Here is a 17,510-nt window from a genome sequence, read left to right as displayed (position 1 = left end):
GACTTGATTCGCGATCGGATAGACTGAGCTCATCATGTCCACGTCCACCAAGCGCTGCTATTACGAAACCCTCGAAGTCGAACGCGATGCCGACGATTCCGTCCTGAAATCGTCGTTCCGCAAGCTGGCGATGAAGTTTCACCCCGACCGCAATCCCGGGGACGACACCAGCGAAGTCAAGTTCAAGGAAATCAACGAGGCCTACGAGGTCCTGAAAGACAAGGACAAGCGCGCCGCCTATGACCGTTTCGGTCATGCCGCCTTCGAGCAGGGCGGCGGCGGTGGCGGCCCCGGTTTCGGCGCGGGCTTCGCCTCCTCCTTTTCCGATATTTTCGAAGATTTGTTCGGCATGGCCGGACAGCGCGGCGGCCGTGGCGGCCGCGAGCGCGGCGCCGACCTGCGCTACAACATGGAAATCACGCTCGAGGAAGCTTTTGGCGGCAAGACCGCGCAGATCGAGATCCCGGTCTCGGTCACCTGCGAAGCCTGCTCGGGTATCGGGGCCAAGGCCGGCACCAAGCCGAAGACCTGCTCGACCTGCGGCGGCGCCGGACGCGTACGGCAGTCGCAGGGCTTCTTCACGCTGGAGCGCACCTGCCCGGGCTGCCAGGGGCGCGGCCAGATGATCGAAGACGCCTGCCCGTCCTGCTCGGGTCAGGGGCGTGTCACCCGCGAGCGGAATCTGTCGGTCAACATTCCCCCTGGAGTCGAGGATGGCACCAGGATCAGGCTCGCCGGAGAGGGCGAGGCCGGGGTCCGCGGCGGCCCGCCCGGCGACCTCTACATCTTCCTGTCGCTGGCCCAGCACCAGTTCTTCCAGCGCGACGGCGCCGATCTGCACTGTCGTGTGCCGATCTCGATGGTGACGGCGGCGCTTGGCGGCGAATTCGAGGTGCCGACCATCGAGAAGGGCAAGACCAAGGTGAAGGTCCCCGCGGGGACCCAGTCCAGCCGCCGATTCCGCATCGCATCAAAAGGCATGCCGGTGCTGCGCTCGCGCCAGATGGGCGACATGTATGTTCAGGTCGTGGTCGAGACGCCGCAAAATCTCACCAAGAAGCAGCAGGAATTGCTGGCCGAGTTCGAAAAACTCTCCTCCGGCAACACCCAGCCGGAATCCGAGGGTTTCTTCACCAAGGTCAAGGATTTCTTCGGTAATCGCGCGAGTTGACGCGTCTTGACCGTGCCGCCTTCGGCCTATACGTCTTTATGACCATTTTCTGACACGCCGCGGTCACGCGGTCCCGGCCGGTCCCGACATGCCATTGCCATCGTCCGCGCGTGCGTTGAAGAAGCCCCGTCTCGATGACGAGGTGCGTTTTCTCCGGTCATGGATTGAAAAGCCCCTCCACATGGGCGCGGTGATGCCGTCGGGCAAGCTGCTGGCCCGGACCATGGCCCACTACGTCGACGTCAATTCGGACGCACCGGTGGTCGAGCTCGGGCCCGGCACCGGCGCCATCACCTCGGCCCTGGTCGAGCGCGGCGTCGACCAGAAGCGCCTCGTCCTCGTCGAATACAATCCAGGCTTCTGCGCCCTGCTGCGCGACCGCTATCCGCAGGCCAAAGTGGTGCAGGGTGATGCCTATCGCCTGCGCGACACGCTCTGGAACGTGCTGAGCGCGCCGGCCTCCGCGGTCGTCTCTGGCCTGCCGCTGGTCACAAAACCGATGCTGACGCGGCTGCGGCTCATTCGCGACGCCTTCACGGCGCTGGCGCCCGGTGCGCCCTTCGTCCAGTTCACCTATGCGGTGGTGCCGCCGATTCCGAAATCGCTGCCCGGCGTGTCCACAGAGGCCTCGGAACGGATCTGGATGAACCTTCCGCCGGCCCGCGTCTGGGTGTATCGCAAGGACTAATTCCGCCGGCATTCCTGTTTGCGTGGCGGGCTCGTTTCGCCGAACGCATGGAAGCGGATGTCCGCACCGAAAATCCTGATCATTCCCGGCTCACTGCGGACCGGCTCGCATAATGCGAAGCTGGCAGCGGTCGCCGCCTATGCATTTGACCAAGCCGGCGTTGACGTCACCCGCATCTCGCTCGCCGATTTTCCGCTGCCGATCTATGACGGCGATCTGCAGGCCAAGTCGGGTGTGCCCAAGCACGCGATCAATCTCAAGCGCATGATCGGCGCGCATCATGGCGTGCTGATCGTCTCGCCCGAATACAATGCCTCGGTGCCGCCGCTGCTGAAGAACGCGATCGACTGGGTCAGCCGCGTGCATGAGCTGCACGAGCCGCGTGGCGAGGTGTTCCGCAACCGTGTCTTCGCACTCGCCGGCGCCTCGCAGAGCCGGCTTGGCGCGGCTCGCGCGCTGCAGGCGCTGCGGCTGATCCTGACCTCCTGCCACGCCAATGTGATTGCCAGCCAGCTCACGCTCGCCTTTGCCGACCAGGCCTATGACGATATGGACAGGCTGAAGCACGAGGGCGATATCGCCGCGTTGAAGGAACTGGTGCGGCAGTTGATCGACATTTCCCAACGCATGATGTGAGGTGACATGACGCCAGCCGAGATTGCCCCGAAAGACCGCCTGATCGTCGCGCTCGATCTGCCCGGCGTTGATGCCGCGGAAGCGATGGTCAACCGGCTCGGCGACAGCGTCACCTTCTACAAGATCGGCTATCGGCTGGCTTATGCCGGCGGCTTGCCGCTGGTCGGCAAGCTCGCCGACAAGGGCAAGAAGGTCTTTCTCGATCTCAAGCTGCACGACATCGGCAACACCGTGGCGCAGGGCGTCTACAGCATCACAAGGCTCGGCGCGACCTTCCTCACGGTCCACGCTTATCCGCAGACCATGAAGGGTGCCGTCGAAGGCCGCGGCAACTCGAACCTGAAGATCCTCGCCGTCACTGTTCTGACGTCCTACAACGAGGACGACCTGCACGCGGCAGGCTTCCGGCTCGGCGTCTCTGAGCTCGTCGAAGCGCGCGCGCAGCAGGCGCAGGTGCTCGGCATCGACGGGCTGGTATCGTCGCCCGAGGAAGTCGGAGCCTTGCGCAAGATCGTCGGCCACCAGATGCGCCTCGTCACCCCCGGCATCCGGCCGGCCGGCGCGGCGAGCGGCGACCAGAAACGCATCATGACGCCGGGCCGCGCGATTGCGGCCGGCGCGGACCACCTCGTCGTCGGTCGGCCGGTGGTGGAAGCCACGGACCCCAAGGCGATTGCCGAGGCCATCCAGGCCGAGATCGCGCAAGCGCTCGGCTAATCAACAACACAGGGAGAAGAACAATGGCAAAAGGCTACTGGATCGGACGCGTCGATGTGAGCAGCGACGAGGGCTACAAGCCCTATGCCGTCGCCAATGGTCCGATCTTCAAGAAATGGGGTGGCCGCTTCGTCGTTCGCGCCGGCAAGTTCACCACCGTCGAAGGCGCCAGCCGCACCCGCAACGTCTTGATCGAATTCCCGGACTACGAAACCGCGATCGCCTGCTACAACTCGCCGGAATACCAAGCCAACATCAAGGTGCGCCAGCCGCACTCCGTCGCCGACCTCATCATCATCGAGGGCTATGACGGCCCGCAGCCGTCAGACGGCTGAGGCGCGCTCAGCTCCGTCATGGCCGGGCCTGACCCGGCCATCCACGTCTTCGGTCTCATATACGTGGCCGTTCGTGGATGCCCGGGACAAGCCCGGGCATGACGGTGGCGTTTGCCCCTCGGTTGCCGGAACTGCCTCCCCCCGCTACAACGACCGTGAGAGGATCGCACCATGTCCGACATGCGCTTGATTGTTGCTGGAGCCGGCGGCCGGATGGGCCGGGCGCTGACGCGGGCGATTGCCGAAAGCAAAGGCGCGGTGCTGGCCGGCGCGCTGGAGGCACCGGGCTCGGAGCTGCTCGGCAAGGATGCCGGCGTGCTCGCAGGCCTGCCGGCCAACGGCATCAAACTCTCGGGCGATCTCTGGGCGTTGTCAAAGGACGCCGACGGCATTCTGGATTTCACCGTGCCCGCGGCGACCTTGGCCAATGTCGCGATCGCCGCCGAGCGCGGCCTCGTGCACGTGGTCGGAACGACCGGGCTGTCGGGCTCCGACAACGCCGTGATCAAGAGCGTCACCAACCGCGCCGTCGTGGTGCAGTCCGGCAATATGAGCCTGGGTGTCAATCTGCTCGCCGCCGTGGTCAAGCGCGTCGCCAAGGCGCTCGACGAGAGCTTCGACATCGAGATCGTCGAGACCCATCACCGCATGAAGATCGACGCGCCCTCGGGCACGGCGCTGATGCTGGGCCAGGCGGCCGCTAGCGGCCGTGGCATCGCGCTCGACGAGCATGCAGATCGCGGTCGCGACGGTATCACTGGCGCGCGCAAGCCCGGCGACATCGGCTTTGCGTCGCTGCGCGGCGGCACCGCGGCCGGCGATCACAGCGTGAGCTTCCTCGGCGCGTTCGAGCGGCTGACGCTGTCGCATCACGCGGAGGATCGCATGCTGTTCGCCCATGGCGCGCTGAAGGCCGCGCTCTGGGCGCATGGCAAGAAGCCGGGGCACTACTCCATGGCCGACGTGCTCGGCCTGTCTGACATCTGAAGCATGATCCGGAAAAGTGTGAAGCGGTTTTCCGACACGATCATGCTTAGCCAACGAACGAAACGGAAAGCAGTCAATGAGCGAACGTCTTCTCGTGCTGGTGCGGCACGGCCAGAGCGAATGGAATCTGAAGAACCTGTTCACGGGCTGGAAGGATCCTGACCTCACCGAACTCGGCGTGAAGGAAGCCTCGGAAGCCGGCCGCAAGCTGAAGGCGCAGGGCCTCGTGTTCGACGTTGCCTACACCTCGGTGTTGACGCGCGCACAGCACACGCTCGATCTCATCCTCGGCGAGCTTGATCAGAAGGGCCTGCCGACGACGAAGAACCTCGCGCTGAACGAGCGCGACTATGGCGATCTCTCGGGCCTCAACAAGGACGACGCCCGCAAGAAATGGGGCGAGGACCAGGTGTTGATCTGGCGCCGCTCCTACGACGTGCCGCCGCCCGGCGGCGAAAGCCTGAAGGATACTCTCGCGCGCGCACTGCCGTATTACGTGCAGGAGATCCTGCCCGGCGTGCTCAACGGCAAGCGCACGCTGGTCGCTGCCCACGGCAACTCCCTGCGCGCGCTGATCATGGTGCTGGAAAAGCTCTCGCCCGAAGGCATTTTGAAGCGCGAGCTCGCCACCGGCGTGCCGATCATCTACCGCCTCAATGCGGATTCGACGGTGGCGTCGAAGTTGGATCTGGCGGGTTAAAGACGTTCGCGCGCGGCGGAGCCGGCCAAACACTGGGCGTCGTCCTGGCCTTCGCCAGGACGACGATGTGGGGCAGTTTACGCGTAGCAACTATTACTGCATCCCCAGCTGCCCGGCCTCCCAGCCCAGCATCGCTTGCTTGCGGGTGATGCCCCAGTGATAGCCGGTGAGCGTGCCGCTCTTGCCGAGCGCGCGGTGGCAGGGCACGACGAAGGACACCGGGTTCTTGCCGACGGCAGCGCCGACGGCGCGTGAGGCTTTCGGACTGTTGATGTTGCAGGCGATGTCCGAATAGGACACCGCGCGGCCCATCGGGATCTTCAGCAACGTCTCCCACACTCGCACCTCGAAATCGGTGCCGATCATCACCACGCGCAGCGGCTGATCCGGCCGCCACAGTTTCGTGTCGAAGATGCGCTGCGCCAATGGCGCGGTGCCTTCGTGATCCTCGACGTAAGTTGCGTTCCGCCATCGCCGCGTCATGTCGGCGAGCGCCACCTGTTCCTCACCGGGATCGGCGAAGGCGAGTCCCGACAATCCGCGATCGGTCGCGATCACGATCGCGGTGCCGAACGGCGAGTGATGGAAGCCGTAGCGCAGGATGAGCCCCGCGCCGCCGTTCTTCCATTCGCCCGGCGACATCGCCTCATGGGTGACGAAGAGATCGTGCAGCCGGCCCGGACCCGACAGACCGGAATCAAGCGCGGCGTCGAGGATGCTCGCGGAGTCCCTGAGCAAGCCCTTGGCGTGATCGAGCGTGAGCGCCTGCATAAAAGCCTTCGGCGTGATCGAGGCCCAGCGGCGGAACAGATGGTGCAGCTCGTCCGGCGTGACGCCGGCCGCATCCGCCATCGCCTCGATGGTCGGCTGTGCGCGCCAGTTTTCGGAGATGAAGGCGATCGCCCGGCGCACGGAATCATAGTCGCGCATCGCGGCGTTCTGGGTGCCCGGCCCGGCCAGGCGCTGGTCATGTATCGCGAGTGTCATCATGATTGGAAATGTAGGAGAGGGCGGGGTGCGAAACCACCCGATTTCCGATCCGCAAATCAGGTGACCGGATTGTAGGTCGGGCCGCGCCGGGCGGCATTTAACGCCTCAACCAAACCTTTGTAAAAACTTGCCTTTTCGTCCGGTCCCAGGAAGCGGGCGATCTGGATCTGGTGACCTCGCGAGATCAGATAGAGGTGCTCGATGCCAAAATCCTCGTCGATTTCCATGTCGAGACGGACCCAGAGCGGGTTGAAGGTCCACTCGACCACCTGGCCGTGCTGGCTGACGCGCCGCACGCGCAATTCAGATGGTGTGACCACGATCTCCTCGCTGGCCCGCGCCGCGCGGAAATTGGCTTTGAAGGCCCACCAGATCACCAGCACATCGAGGCCGAAGAAGCCGAACACCGGCCACGCGCCCATCATCAGGAAGACGAGGCCGGTGACGAAGCTGACGGCGCTCAGGAACAGCATCACGGCGAGGAAGCCGGTGCGGTTCAGCGAGCGGTGCGGCGTCAGGCGCGCGGAAAAGATCTGAGGTTCGGCCTCGCTTCCGGATCGTTCGCGCTCAATTTCGTTGCCTGTGGTCATCGTCCCTCAGTATATCCCGATCATGGCGAAAATCACCCGCAAGCCGGTCCCGCGTAAAACGTCCGTGCCGAAGAAAAAGGCAAAGCCGGTCGCGGCCAAACCGAACGGACCCGCGAAGAAATCGCTTAAGGCCCTGAAGCCCTGGACGCCGCCCGAGGTCCACGAGGCCTTCAGCCGTTTCCGCAAGGCCAACCCGGAGCCGAAAGGCGAGCTCGAGCACGTCAATCCGTTCACGCTGCTGGTCGCCGTGGTGCTGTCGGCGCAGGCGACCGATGCTGGGGTCAACAAGGCGACGCGTGCGTTGTTTGCGATCGCCGACACGCCGCAGAAGATGCTCGACCTCGGCGAGGAACGCCTGCGCGAGTACATCAAGACCATCGGCCTCTACCGCACCAAGGCGAAGAACGTGATCGGGCTGTCGGCGAAGCTGCTCAGCGAGTTCGGCGGCGAGGTGCCGCGTACGCGCGCCGGCATCGAGTCGTTGCCGGGTGCCGGGCGCAAGACCGCCAATGTCGTGCTCAACATGGCCTTCGGCGAGCACACCATGGCGGTCGACACGCATGTCTTCCGCGTCGGCAACCGGACCGGCCTCGCGCCTGGCAAGACGCCACTGGAGGTCGAGCTCGGTCTCGAAAAGGTAATCCCCGCCGAGTTCATGCTGCATGCCCATCATTGGCTGATCCTGCATGGCCGCTATACTTGCCTCGCGCGCAAGCCGCGCTGCGAGGTATGCCTGATCAACGATCTCTGTAGGTGGCCGGAAAAGACGGTCTGACTGGCGTTCGGAAAAGTGGTTTGGAGTCTATCGTGAGTCAGCAGGAACAAATCCCGTCGTCGCCACCTGCTGCCACACCGGCGCCGCCACCGAAGCCAACGCAGCGACCGGCGAGTTCGCTGTGGAGCCGGCTCGCGATTCCGCTGTTCGCAGTGATCGTCGCGCTCGGCTTCGTCGCGCTGGCAACGCAGCGCTTCGACGAATGGGTCGGCAATTCGGTGGTCCAGACCACCAACGACGCCTATGTGCGCGCCGAGCTGACGCGGCTCGCCAGTCGCGTCTCCGGCGAAGTGCTGAGCGTCGGGGTCACCGACTTCCAGCGCGTCAAGGCCGGCGATCTCCTGATCCAGATCGATCCTGCCGACTATCAGACGCAAGTCGCGCAGTCCGAAGCGGCGGTCGCCGCCGCGCAAGCCGTGCTCGACAATCTGGCCAACCAGATCGAGCTGCAATATGCGACGATCGCGCAGGCGCAAGCCGCGCGGCTCTCGGCCGAAGCCGTGGAGGTCGAGGCGCGGCAGGAGCAGGAGCGTCAGCAGTCCCTATCGCAGACCGAATCCGGTACGCGGCAGCGGTTCGAGCAGGCGGTCGCAGGCTACGCCAAGGCGCAGGCCGACGTGCGCGCGAGCCGCGCGGTGATCGCGGCCCAGCAGCACCAGCTCGAAGTCCTGCAAGGCACCAGGAAACAGCGTGCCGCCGATCTCGAAGCGACCAAGGCAACACTGGCAAGTGCGAAGCTCAAGCTCGGCTACACCAAGATATCGGCGCCGTTCGACGGCGTCGTCGGCGAGCGGCAGGTCCAACCCGGCGACTACGTCAACATCGGCACCAACCTTATCAACGTCGTGCCGTTGCCGAAGGTCTACGTGATCGCGAACTACAAGGAGACCCAGCTTACCCACGTCGCACCGGGCCAGCCGGTCGAGATCACCGTCGACAGTTTCCCGCGTGAGAAGCTGCGCGGCCGGGTGGAGCGCATTGCGCCCGCAACCGGCGCGCAGGTCGCGCTGCTGCCGCCGGACAACGCAACAGGCAACTTCACCAAGGTCGTGCAGCGCATTCCCGTGCGCATCCAGTTCGACGACAACCAGCCGCTGCTGGCGCGGCTGGTGCCAGGCATGTCGGTCGTCACCAGCATCGACACCAAGGCCGGTAATGGCGGAAAATGACGATTCCAGCCGCGGACCGCTCTCGCGCGGCGGCGTCGCCCCGCAGCCGCTGTTTGCGGTGGCGGCAGTGCTGCTCGGCTCGTTCCTCGCCAATTTCGACAGCCGCCTGACCACGATTGGCTTGCCGGACCTGCGCGGCGCGTTCTCGCTTTCGTTCGACGAAGGCGCATGGCTCTCCACGGCGGGCATCGGCTCGCAGATCTTCATCGCGCCCGCGGTGGCCTGGCTTGCCACAGTATTCGGTCTGCGCCGCGTGCTGGGCATCCCCAGCCTCGTCTATGCCGCGGTCTCGCTGATCATCCCGTTCGTGCACGATTATCCGACATTGCTCGCGCTCAGCGTCGTGCATGGCCTCTTGCTGGGCACCTTCGTGCCTGCGACGCTGATGATCGTGTTCCGCAATTTGCCGATCCGCTGGTGGCTCCCGGCGATCTCGATCTATTCGATCCGCGTCGGCTTCGCGCTGGACACCTCGAGCTCGCTGGTCGGCTTCTATGTCGACCATCTCGGCTGGCAATGGCTGTACTGGCAGAGCGTCGTGATCGCGCCCCTGATGGGCCTGATGGTTTATTGGGGCACGCCGAACGAGCCGGTGAATCGCGCTTTGCTGCGCGAGGCCGATTGGGGCGGCATGCTGCTGCTCGGCGCCGGCGTCTCGATGATCTACGCCGGGCTCGACCAGGGCAACCGGCTGGACTGGTTGGGGTCGGGAACGGTGATGGCGTTGATCATTGCCGGCGCGGTGCTGGTCGCGGGCTTCCTCGTCAACGAGGCCCTGGTGCGACAGCCATGGGCGCATATCAACGTGCTGTTCTCGCGCAATATCGGCCTGGGGCTGGTCCTGATTCTGCTCTACACGCTGACCAGCCTCTCCAACGCGTCGCTGGTGCCGAATTTCCTCGCCACCATCGCCCTGCTCAGGCCGGAGCAGAGTGGCTTGCTGCTGCTTACCTACGGCGCGTTGCCGATGTTCGTGCTGGTGCCGCTTTCGATCTGGCTGCTGCGGCATTTCGATACGCGGACGGTGGTGGTCGTGGGATTTGCCTGCTTCGCCGCCGCCAATCTCTGGGGCACGCAGCTCAGCCATGAATGGGCGCACGAGGATTTCGCCGGCATCGTGCTGCTTCAGGCCATCGGGCAGTCGCTGACCTTGCTGCCGCTGATCATCACGCTGCTGTCCAACTCCGATCCGAGCCGTGCCACCTCGTTTGCTGCCTATATCCAGATCATGCGGCTCGGCGGCGCCGAGATTGGCGTGGCGTTGATGGGGACGTGGCTGCGCGTCCGCGAGCAGATCCATTCCTTCTATCTCGGCCAGAATCTCGGCGTCGGTGACGTCGATGTGGTCCGCATGCTGAAACAGCTCGCCGACCATTTTGCGGCCCATGGTGCGGGTTCGGCCCAGGCCCGCGCGGTCGGTACGCTCGCGGGCTTGGTTCAGCGCGAGGCCAATGTGCTCGCCTATATCGACGGCTTCTGGCTGTGCTTCTGGGTGGCGATGGCCGCGCTCGGCGTCGTCGCCCTGGTCACCCGTGCGCCGCCCGGCCCGTTCACGCCAGCGCCGTTCGGCTTCGCCAGGATGCTGTTGCGCAGATGCGGGCTGTCGCTGTCGTAGGTTCAGGATCCAGACGTATCCGAGGTCGGTGGTCCTCGATGCAGTCTGATCATGGCGTCGTTAGCCCACAAGCCTGACGGATGGCGATCTGAACCGGCGAGGGTGGCAACGCCGGGTCGAACTCGCCTGTTGGCAGCAGCGGTGGCTGTGCCATGAAACGCGGGCGCTTCCCCCGGTGAGGTTGCGCGGCGTGAACCAGGAATGGATGGCACAGATAAGCGGTACCTGCCGCACCAATTGCCAGCTCAACCTCGCAATCTTCCGTAGAAGCGTAACCGTTGGCAGAGATCTGCTCCAGCGTTGCGCCTGCATCGCCATAGGGCAGTAGCTCCCGGGCGATGGTGGCGTGCGAACCTTTCCGTATCTTGGTTGGCGCATCATCAGGGCCTACGTCCGAGAACAGGAAGAGCATCAGCAATGCGCGTCCGCTGCTCCTAACATTAACGCGCCACTGCATGAAGTCTGGATTGCCGAAGCCAAAACTCATGTCCACATGCCAGCCATCATCACCCGGGGATTCCGGTGAGGGAAAGCGGATCGGAAAAGTCCCGAGCGCTTTGGGCACGATCCAGCGACGGTCACCCGCGAGTTGGTCATAGGCTTCGTGCAGGATCGGCGTGTTGGCGGCTTCGATGAATGGTGGCGAAGACTTCGATCCCACCCGAATGACCGGCCGGGTCCAGCTTTCGGGCTCATGTGGCGACAGACCAATATCCGCCCACAATTCGTCCCTGCATTGCTCCGCAAGCTGCGTGCTGAAGGCGTTCTCGATCTTGATGAAACCGTCGTCGATGAAGTCCCGGACCTGACAAGAGGTCACGCCGACGCGCTCGGTTTTGGGCATTGCACATTCTCCGTTCGGCCATCGCGTCAGCGCAGCCGTTGTGATCTGATTGGCGCGGTGCGCCGAAACGACTTGGTCGCTCAGATCAGCGGGAGGAATGTGGACGTGAAAATCATGCCGCGAACCTATACGGAGGCAAAGGGCAAAATCAAGATGCGGCGGACCGGAACGTTCCGACCAGGGCGCGTCGTATGATCGCGCCGCCAGGTTTGCTCGTCCGACCTGTGCTCTACCGCATCTGTCGCGCCGGCTCGATCAGCTCTGGCCGCGGGCCTGAGAGCCGCTTGTGCATGTGGACCATGAAGGCCATGGCGAAGATCGGCGTCGCCAGGTTCACGATCGGGATTGAGACGAAGGCTGCGATGAACAGGCCCGCGGTGAAGATGGTTGCGGCATTGTCGCGCCGCATCGCCTTGGCTTCTTCCGGCGAGCGAAACCGCATCGCCGCGAGCTCGAAATATTCGCGGCCGAGCAGCCAGGCGGTGGCGAGGAAGAAGACCAGGAAACCGGCGCCCGCGAAAAGCACCAGCGGCAAGGCGATCAGGTAGACCAGGATCGTCAGCAGCGCGGTCTTGACGCCCTCGTAGATCGCTTGGCTGAACGGCAGCGCGACGCCCGGCCGCTCGGCCGGATAGTGCTCGCGCTCGACGATGTCGGCGACGTCGTCCACGAACAGGCTCGCCACCACCGAGGTAATCGCGGGCATCAGGAACACAGCCCCGAACACGACGCCGAGGCCCGCGGCGATCGAAATGATCCAGGACAACACCTCGAGCGATGAGTGCCAGCCCGGACCGAGCAGGCCTTCCAGCCAGGCCTCGCCATAGGTCGCAAACCAGCTCAGGAGCCGCTGCAAGCCGATCGCCAGCACGATGATCAGCACCAGTGCGACGCCGATCGACCGCCACAGGATCGAGCGCATCGGCGGCGAAATCATTTGCGACAGCGCCTTGACGGCGGCATCCAGCATGGGAGTTCCTCTCACGACATCACCCGCGAGAGGTAGACACCCCGGGCCACTTCGGCAAGGGAGATCGGCGGCGCCGCTTATGGCCGGATTGACCGCTCGCATCAACGAAGCCACGATGAATTCGGCAAGACGGTTGCTTCAGACAGCACGCGGAACCAGCCGCGCAAAGGAACAGGCTTATATGGCGATGGAAGAATCGGCGGCCGGATTGCCGCTTGCAGGCGTCCGCGTCGTCGAGATGACCCACATGGTCATGGGCCCGACCTGCGGCATGATCCTGGCACAACTCGGAGCCGACGTGATCAAGGTCGAGCCGCCCGCGGGCGACAAGACCCGAAGCCTGGGGGGCATGGGCACCGCCTTCTTCCCGTTGTTCAACCGCGGCAAGCGCAGCGTGGTGCTGGATTTCGAGAAGCCTGAGGATCGCGACACCATGCACCGGCTGCTGGCGACGGCCGACGTGTTCCTTGAGAATTTTCGCGACGGCCAGCTTGAGAAGCAGGGGCTTGGCGCCGACGAACTGCGCCGCCGGCATCCAGAGCTGATCATCGCCGGCCACAAGGGTTTTCTCTCGGGTCCCTACGAGCACCGCCCCGCGCTCGACGAGGTCGTGCAGATGATGGCGGGCCTTGCCGCCATGACCGGCACCAGCGAAAAGCCGCAGCGCGTCGGCTCGTCCGCCAACGACATCATGGGCGGCATGTTCGGCGTGATCGCGATCCTCGCGGCGCTCTATCAGAAGCGCGGTGGAAAACGCGATGGCGCCGACATTCGCATCGGCCTGTTCGAGAACTGCCTGTTCCTGGTTGCCCAGCACATGGTCGAATACGAGATGACCGGCAACAAGCCGCGCTCGATGCCGGAGCGCGAGCATGCCTGGCCGATCTACGACATCTTCGAGACCGCCGGCGGCGAGCGCATCTTCATCGGCGTCGTCACTGAAGGCCATTGGCAGAGCTTTTGCCGCGAGTTCGGCCTGACTGAATTCCTCGATGATCCCGCCTTGCGCAGCACGACCGATCGCATCCTGGCGCGCGGGCGGATCATTCCGCGCGCCGCCGGGATCATCAGGCAATGGGACGTGACAAAACTGTCGCAGAGGCTCGATGCGCTCAACATCTGCTTCTCGCCGATCAACCGTCCCGAGGATCTCTTCACCGACCCACATGTGCTGCGGCCGGGTGGGCTCGTCAACAATGTCACCGCCGACGGCAAGCCGTTCCGGGTGCCGGCGCTGCCGATCGAATGGAACGGCAGCCATATCGGCGAAGGCCTGAAGGTCGCGCCGCTCGGCGCCGACACTGCGGCCGTTCGCGCCGAGATCGACACCGAAAGCGAAGACGTCACGTCAAAAACAACAGGGAGGCGCGGATGAGCCGGATTCAGGGGATTTACCCCGCAGAGCGCGTCAGCCTGCGCGAAGTCGGCCTGCGCGACGGGCTCCAGCTCGTGAAGAAAATTCCGTCGACCGACGCCAAGCAGCGCTGGGTGCGCGAGGAATATGCCGCCGGCGTGCGGCATTTCGAGGTCGGCTCGTTCCTGCCGGCAAAGACGTTTCCGCAATTCGTCGATGTTCGTAATGTCGTCGCGACCGTCGCTTCATTGCCCGGCGCGCATGGCATCGCGCTTGCGCTCAACGAGCGCGGCGTCAACGAGGCGCTGGAATCCGGCGTCGGCGAGATCGCCTCGGTGGTCTCGGCAACGGAAGAGCACAGCCAGGCCAATGCGCACCGCTCGCGCGAGTCCGCGATCGCCAATCTGAAACGCCTGTGCGAGCTGCGCGATGCCACCAGCCACAAGCCGCTCGTCAACGCGGCGATCTCGATGGCGCTGGGCTGCTCGATCACCGGGGCGGTTGACCCTGCGGAGGTGCTGCGGCTGGTCGACAAATGCCTGGAGGCTGGTGTCGATTTCGTCGGCATCGCCGACACCGTCGGTTATGCCGGGCCGAAGCAGGTGGCGGAGCTGACGCGCGCCGCCGTGAAGCTTGCAGGGTCAAAGCCGATCTGCATCCATCTCCACGACACCCGCGGCATGGGCATCGCGAACGCGGCCGCCGCGCTCGACGAAGGCGCGCGAATCCTCGACGGCTCGCTCGGCGGCCTCGGCGGCTGCCCCTTCGCGCCCGGTGCGACCGGCAATGTCGTGTTCGAGGATCTCGTGTTCCTGTGCGAGAGCAAGGGTTTTCCGACCGGCATCGATTTGGAGAAACTGATCACGGTGCGCAGGATCCTGCGCGAGGAGATGCCGAACGAAACGCTGTATGGCGGCATCGCGCGGGCCGGGTTGCCGGGTGGGAATGCGAAGGCAGCTTAAATCCGCAAGCGGAATGCTCTTCCCTTCTCTCCCACAAGGGGAGAGGGGAACGCACCGTCTATTCGGCAAATCTACTCATGCCGGTGCGCCTGCTTCCGCGCCTTCGCCTGCTTACCGTCCCCCGTCGGAATCATCACCACACGGCCATAACGCACGCCGCGTTCGGCGATGATGTGGTCGGCGAAATGTCTGACCTCGGAGGCGTCGCCGCGCAGTGCCGTCATCTCCATGCAATTGTTGTCGTCGAGATGGACGTGCAGCGTCGCCAGCGCGAGGTCGTGGTGACCATGGAATTCCTGCACCAGGCGTTTTGAGAGATCGCGGGCGGCGTGGTCGTAGACATAGACGAGACCGGCGACGCAGGGCCCGGCCTGTGCGGTGTCCTCGCTGCTCTGTTGCAAGCCGGCGCGCGCGAGATCGCGGATGATCTCGGATCGGTTCTGGTAGCCGCGCGCTTCCGCCGCAGCGTCGATCTCTGCCAGCAGATCGTCTTCGATCGTGATCGTAATTCGCTGCATCAAGATGCTCCCCCCCCGCGCTCGATGCCATTTTACACGGATTCCGCGACGCTCACAGCCGCGTTGCCCGCAGCCGCAGCGCGTTCCCGACCACGCTGACCGAGGACAGCGCCATCGCGGCCGCGGCGATGATCGGCGACAGTAGCACGCCGAAAGTTGGATAGAGGATGCCGGCCGCGATCGGAATGCCTGCGGCGTTGTAGATGAAGGCGAAGAACAGGTTTTGCCGGATGTTGCTCATCGTCGCCTGCGACAGTTTTCGCGCCCGCACGATGCCGGTGAGATCGCCCTTCAGCAGCGTGACGCCGGCGCTCTCCATCGCCACATCAGTGCCGGTGCCCATGGCGATGCCGACTTCGGCAGCGGCCAGCGCCGGCGCGTCGTTGACGCCGTCACCGGCCATCGCGACGCTGCGGCCGGCCTTCTGCAGCTTCGTCACCACCGCGCTCTTCTGGTCCGGCAGCACCTCGGCCTCGACATCGGCGATGCCGAGCCTGCGCGCCACGGCTTCCGCCGTGGTGCGGTTGTCGCCGGTCAGCATGATGACCTTGATGCCCTCGGCCGCCAGTGCCTTCAGCGCCTCCGGGGTCGAAGCCTTGACCGGATCGGCGATCGCGAACAGGCCGGCAAGCCGGCCGTCGACGGCCATGTTGATCACGGTCGCGCCATCGCCGCGCAGCCGTTCGGCCTCGCCATCGAGGGTTTTGGTGTCGACGCCGATCGACGTCAGATATCGGGCATTGCCGAGCACAATGGTTTTGCCATCGACCTTGCCGGTCGCGCCCTTGCCGGTCGGCGAATCGAATTGCTCGACCTGGCCCAGCGCGAGCTGCTTCTCCTTCGCCGCGCGCATGATCGCGTCGGCCAGAGGATGCTCGCTGGCGCGCTCGACGCTGGCGGCCATGCGGAGGATGTCGTCTTCCGCAAAACCGGCGGCCGGCACGATCGCGACCACCTTCGGCTTGCCCTCGGTCAGCGTGCCGGTCTTGTCGACCACCAGGGTATCAATCTTCTCCATCCGCTCCAGCGCCTCGGCGTTCTTGATCAGGACGCCTGCTTGCGCGCCGCGGCCGACGCCGACCATGATCGACATCGGGGTCGCCAGGCCGAGCGCACAGGGGCAGGCGATGATCAGCACGCTGACGGCGGCGACGAGGCCAAAGGCCAGCCGCGGCTCCGGCCCGAACCAGGTCCAGGCCGCAAAGGCAGCGACCGCGAACGCAATCACCATCGGCACGAACCAGCCCGCGACCTGGTCGGCGAGACGCTGGATCGGCGCGCGCGAGCGCTGCGCGTCCGCGACCATCTGCACGATCTGCGACAGCAGCGTCTCACGGCCTACCTTGTCGGCGCGCATGATGAAGCTGCCGGACTGGTTGAGCGTGCCGGCGATCACCTTCGCGCCGGTCTCCTTGGTGACCGGCATGGATTCGCCTGTGACGAGCGACTCGTCGAGCGAGGAACGGCCTTCCAGAATGACGCCGTCGACCGGCACTTTCTCGCCCGGACGCACGCGCAGGCGGTCACCGGCATGAAGTGCGTCGATCTCGACCTCGTGCTCGCTGCCGTCAGCATCGACGCGGCGCGCGGTCTTAGGGGCGAGCTGCAGCAGCGCCTTGATCGCACCCGAGGTCGCGTCGCGTGCGCGCAGCTCCAGCACCTGCCCGAGCAGCACCAGCACGGTGATGACCGCCGCGGCCTCAAAATAAACCGCGACCGCGCCTTCATGGCCGCGGAAGGTGGCCGGAAAAATCTGCGGCGCGATGGTGCCGATCAGGCTGTAGACATAGGCAACGCCCGTGCCCATCGCGATCAGCGTGAACATGTTGAGGTTGCGCGTCAGCAGCGACTGCCAGCCGCGGACGAAGAACGGCCAACCGGCCCACAGCACCACAGGCGTGGCGAAGACGAGCTGGATCCAGTTCGACAGCGTCGCATCGATCCAGTTGTGCGGGCCCGCGAGATGGCCGCCCATCTCCAGCACCACTGCCGGCAAAGCCAGCGCGCCGCCGATCCAGAACCGCCGCGTCATGTCGGCAAGCTCGGGATTGGGGCCCGTCTCCAGGCTCGCCACTTCCGGCTCCAGCGCCATGCCGCAGATCGGGCAGCTTCCGGGTCCGGCCTGGCGAATCTGCGGATGCATCGGGCAGGTGTAGATCGTGCCCGCCGGCATCTCGGGCTCGGGCGTTTTGTCCTTTGCGAGGTACTTTGCGGGATCCTCGGCGAATTTGGCGCGGCAGCCGGCCGAGCAGAAATGGAAGGTCTCGCCGTCATGGTCGAAGCGGTGCTTGGACGTCGCAGGATCGACGGTCATGCCGCAGACGGGATCGCGGACTTTTGCCGCGGCGCCGTGGTCATGCGCGTGATCGCCGTGCGCGCCGCAGCAGGAGGCAGCGGCGGGCTTGTCGACCGGGGCAACTTTACTGGAACAGCCGCATCCGGAATGTGTTTCCGGCTTGTGATGGTGCTCGTGTTCGGCGTCGTTCATT

At 64.9% G+C, this 17,510-nt stretch carries 18 protein-coding genes; 12 read left to right on the top strand and 6 right to left on the bottom strand.

The annotated features are described in order from the left end of the window. Positions 1–34 precede the first annotated feature (34 nt). The 7 genes from dnaJ (at position 35) to IVB40_RS35415 (ending at position 5,234) form a co-directional block, all read left to right on the top strand. The gene (dnaJ, locus tag IVB40_RS35445) at positions 35–1,171 is read left to right on the top strand and encodes a molecular chaperone DnaJ (protein WP_027566214.1); all 1,137 of its coding nucleotides are present in this window, start codon (positions 35–37) and stop codon (positions 1,169–1,171) included. 88 nt (positions 1,172–1,259) lie between these two features. Then, positions 1,260–1,859, top strand: a complete 600-nt coding sequence (locus IVB40_RS35440) for an rRNA adenine N-6-methyltransferase family protein (protein WP_007598495.1) — start codon at positions 1,260–1,262, stop codon at positions 1,857–1,859. Between the two features lie 57 nt (positions 1,860–1,916). Continuing rightward, positions 1,917–2,495 (top strand): NAD(P)H-dependent oxidoreductase, encoded by a 579-nt coding sequence (locus IVB40_RS35435; RefSeq protein ID WP_007604013.1) that lies wholly within the window; start codon positions 1,917–1,919, stop codon positions 2,493–2,495. Positions 2,496–2,501: 6 nt separating this feature from the next. Further along, the gene (gene pyrF, locus IVB40_RS35430) at positions 2,502–3,212 is read left to right on the top strand and encodes an orotidine-5'-phosphate decarboxylase (RefSeq protein WP_247817758.1); all 711 of its coding nucleotides are present in this window, start codon (positions 2,502–2,504) and stop codon (positions 3,210–3,212) included. A 23-nt stretch (positions 3,213–3,235) separates the two neighbouring features. Continuing rightward, positions 3,236–3,547, top strand: coding sequence for a DUF1330 domain-containing protein (locus IVB40_RS35425; protein ID WP_247817757.1), 312 nt, complete (start codon positions 3,236–3,238; stop codon positions 3,545–3,547). 171 nt (positions 3,548–3,718) lie between these two features. Continuing rightward, a complete protein-coding gene (dapB, locus tag IVB40_RS35420) occupies positions 3,719–4,534 on the top strand; it encodes a 4-hydroxy-tetrahydrodipicolinate reductase (RefSeq protein WP_027566210.1) in 816 nt (271 codons plus the stop codon). 76 nt (positions 4,535–4,610) lie between these two features. Next, positions 4,611–5,234 carry a 2,3-bisphosphoglycerate-dependent phosphoglycerate mutase gene (locus IVB40_RS35415; RefSeq protein ID WP_007598504.1) on the top strand — a complete coding sequence of 208 codons (624 nt, stop codon included), beginning with the start codon at positions 4,611–4,613 and terminating at the stop codon, positions 5,232–5,234. A 93-nt stretch (positions 5,235–5,327) separates the two neighbouring features. Here the strand turns inward: IVB40_RS35415 and IVB40_RS35410 are convergent, their stop codons facing one another. Further along, positions 5,328–6,224 (bottom strand): bifunctional helix-turn-helix domain-containing protein/methylated-DNA--[protein]-cysteine S-methyltransferase, encoded by an 897-nt coding sequence (locus IVB40_RS35410; RefSeq protein ID WP_027566209.1) that lies wholly within the window; start codon positions 6,222–6,224, stop codon positions 5,328–5,330. Positions 6,225–6,280: 56 nt separating this feature from the next. Continuing rightward, positions 6,281–6,814, bottom strand: coding sequence for a DUF2244 domain-containing protein (locus tag IVB40_RS35405; RefSeq protein WP_247429366.1), 534 nt, complete (start codon positions 6,812–6,814; stop codon positions 6,281–6,283). A 22-nt stretch (positions 6,815–6,836) separates the two neighbouring features. Between IVB40_RS35405 and nth the strand changes: the two genes are divergently transcribed. From nth to IVB40_RS35390, 3 genes are read left to right on the top strand one after another with little or no spacing between them, the layout of a single operon-like run. Continuing rightward, positions 6,837–7,589: an endonuclease III gene (nth, locus tag IVB40_RS35400; protein ID WP_247357383.1), complete on the top strand. Its 753-nt coding sequence runs from the start codon at positions 6,837–6,839 to the stop codon at positions 7,587–7,589. Positions 7,590–7,621: 32 nt separating this feature from the next. After that, a complete protein-coding gene (locus tag IVB40_RS35395; RefSeq protein ID WP_027566206.1) occupies positions 7,622–8,758 on the top strand; it encodes an HlyD family secretion protein in 1,137 nt (378 codons plus the stop codon). After that, the gene (locus tag IVB40_RS35390; RefSeq protein ID WP_247817756.1) at positions 8,745–10,373 is read left to right on the top strand and encodes an MFS transporter; all 1,629 of its coding nucleotides are present in this window, start codon (positions 8,745–8,747) and stop codon (positions 10,371–10,373) included. The genes IVB40_RS35395 and IVB40_RS35390 overlap by 14 nt, the downstream gene beginning before the upstream one ends. A gap of 49 nt (positions 10,374–10,422) precedes the next feature. On the opposite strand, the gene IVB40_RS35385 is transcribed toward IVB40_RS35390, so the two are convergent. Both IVB40_RS35385 and IVB40_RS35380 read right to left on the bottom strand, forming a co-directional pair. Beyond that, the gene (locus IVB40_RS35385; protein ID WP_247817755.1) at positions 10,423–11,217 is read right to left on the bottom strand and encodes a phytanoyl-CoA dioxygenase family protein; all 795 of its coding nucleotides are present in this window, start codon (positions 11,215–11,217) and stop codon (positions 10,423–10,425) included. A gap of 229 nt (positions 11,218–11,446) precedes the next feature. Next, a complete protein-coding gene (locus IVB40_RS35380; RefSeq protein WP_027566204.1) occupies positions 11,447–12,187 on the bottom strand; it encodes a sulfate transporter family protein in 741 nt (246 codons plus the stop codon). Positions 12,188–12,368: 181 nt separating this feature from the next. Here IVB40_RS35380 and IVB40_RS35375 point away from each other — a divergent pair, with 181 nt between their 5' ends. Beyond that, positions 12,369–13,562 carry a CoA transferase gene (locus IVB40_RS35375; protein ID WP_247817754.1) on the top strand — a complete coding sequence of 398 codons (1,194 nt, stop codon included), beginning with the start codon at positions 12,369–12,371 and terminating at the stop codon, positions 13,560–13,562. Then, positions 13,559–14,503, top strand: coding sequence for a hydroxymethylglutaryl-CoA lyase (locus IVB40_RS35370; protein WP_247817753.1), 945 nt, complete (start codon positions 13,559–13,561; stop codon positions 14,501–14,503). The genes IVB40_RS35375 and IVB40_RS35370 overlap by 4 nt, the downstream gene beginning before the upstream one ends. 71 nt (positions 14,504–14,574) lie before the next feature. Here IVB40_RS35370 and nikR read toward each other — a convergent pair whose 3' ends face one another. Continuing rightward, positions 14,575–15,021, bottom strand: a complete 447-nt coding sequence (nikR, locus tag IVB40_RS35365) for a nickel-responsive transcriptional regulator NikR (protein WP_247285069.1) — start codon at positions 15,019–15,021, stop codon at positions 14,575–14,577. Positions 15,022–15,073: 52 nt separating this feature from the next. Continuing rightward, entirely contained in the window at positions 15,074–17,509 is a 2,436-nt protein-coding gene (locus IVB40_RS35360) for a heavy metal translocating P-type ATPase (RefSeq protein WP_247817752.1), read from the bottom strand. Position 17,510: the final 1 nt, after the last annotated feature.

The organism is Bradyrhizobium sp. 40, assembly GCF_023100925.1.
Taxonomy (GTDB): domain Bacteria; phylum Pseudomonadota; class Alphaproteobacteria; order Rhizobiales; family Xanthobacteraceae; genus Bradyrhizobium.
The sequence above is the reverse complement of the archived record's forward strand: the minus strand, read 5'-3'. Positions and strand labels throughout refer to the sequence as shown.

Excerpts from the sequence above, each read along its gene's own strand:
- dnaJ (WP_027566214.1), top strand. The coding sequence starts at position 35 with ATGTCCACGTCCACCAAGCGCTGCTATTACGAAACCCTCGAAGTCGAA.
- IVB40_RS35440 (WP_007598495.1), top strand. The coding sequence starts at position 1,260 with ATGCCATTGCCATCGTCCGCGCGTGCGTTGAAGAAGCCCCGTCTCGAT.
- IVB40_RS35435 (WP_007604013.1), top strand. The coding sequence starts at position 1,917 with ATGTCCGCACCGAAAATCCTGATCATTCCCGGCTCACTGCGGACCGGC.
- pyrF (WP_247817758.1), top strand. The coding sequence starts at position 2,502 with ATGACGCCAGCCGAGATTGCCCCGAAAGACCGCCTGATCGTCGCGCTC.
- IVB40_RS35425 (WP_247817757.1), top strand. The coding sequence starts at position 3,236 with ATGGCAAAAGGCTACTGGATCGGACGCGTCGATGTGAGCAGCGACGAG.
- dapB (WP_027566210.1), top strand. The coding sequence starts at position 3,719 with ATGTCCGACATGCGCTTGATTGTTGCTGGAGCCGGCGGCCGGATGGGC.
- IVB40_RS35415 (WP_007598504.1), top strand. The coding sequence starts at position 4,611 with ATGAGCGAACGTCTTCTCGTGCTGGTGCGGCACGGCCAGAGCGAATGG.
- IVB40_RS35410 (WP_027566209.1), bottom strand. The coding sequence starts at position 6,224 with ATGATGACACTCGCGATACATGACCAGCGCCTGGCCGGGCCGGGCACC.
- IVB40_RS35405 (WP_247429366.1), bottom strand. The coding sequence starts at position 6,814 with ATGACCACAGGCAACGAAATTGAGCGCGAACGATCCGGAAGCGAGGCC.
- nth (WP_247357383.1), top strand. The coding sequence starts at position 6,837 with ATGGCGAAAATCACCCGCAAGCCGGTCCCGCGTAAAACGTCCGTGCCG.
- IVB40_RS35390 (WP_247817756.1), top strand. The coding sequence starts at position 8,745 with ATGGCGGAAAATGACGATTCCAGCCGCGGACCGCTCTCGCGCGGCGGC.
- IVB40_RS35385 (WP_247817755.1), bottom strand. The coding sequence starts at position 11,217 with ATGCCCAAAACCGAGCGCGTCGGCGTGACCTCTTGTCAGGTCCGGGAC.
- IVB40_RS35380 (WP_027566204.1), bottom strand. The coding sequence starts at position 12,187 with ATGCTGGATGCCGCCGTCAAGGCGCTGTCGCAAATGATTTCGCCGCCG.
- IVB40_RS35375 (WP_247817754.1), top strand. The coding sequence starts at position 12,369 with ATGGCGATGGAAGAATCGGCGGCCGGATTGCCGCTTGCAGGCGTCCGC.
- IVB40_RS35370 (WP_247817753.1), top strand. The coding sequence starts at position 13,559 with ATGAGCCGGATTCAGGGGATTTACCCCGCAGAGCGCGTCAGCCTGCGC.
- nikR (WP_247285069.1), bottom strand. The coding sequence starts at position 15,021 with ATGCAGCGAATTACGATCACGATCGAAGACGATCTGCTGGCAGAGATC.
- IVB40_RS35360 (WP_247817752.1), bottom strand. The coding sequence starts at position 17,509 with ATGAACGACGCCGAACACGAGCACCATCACAAGCCGGAAACACATTCC.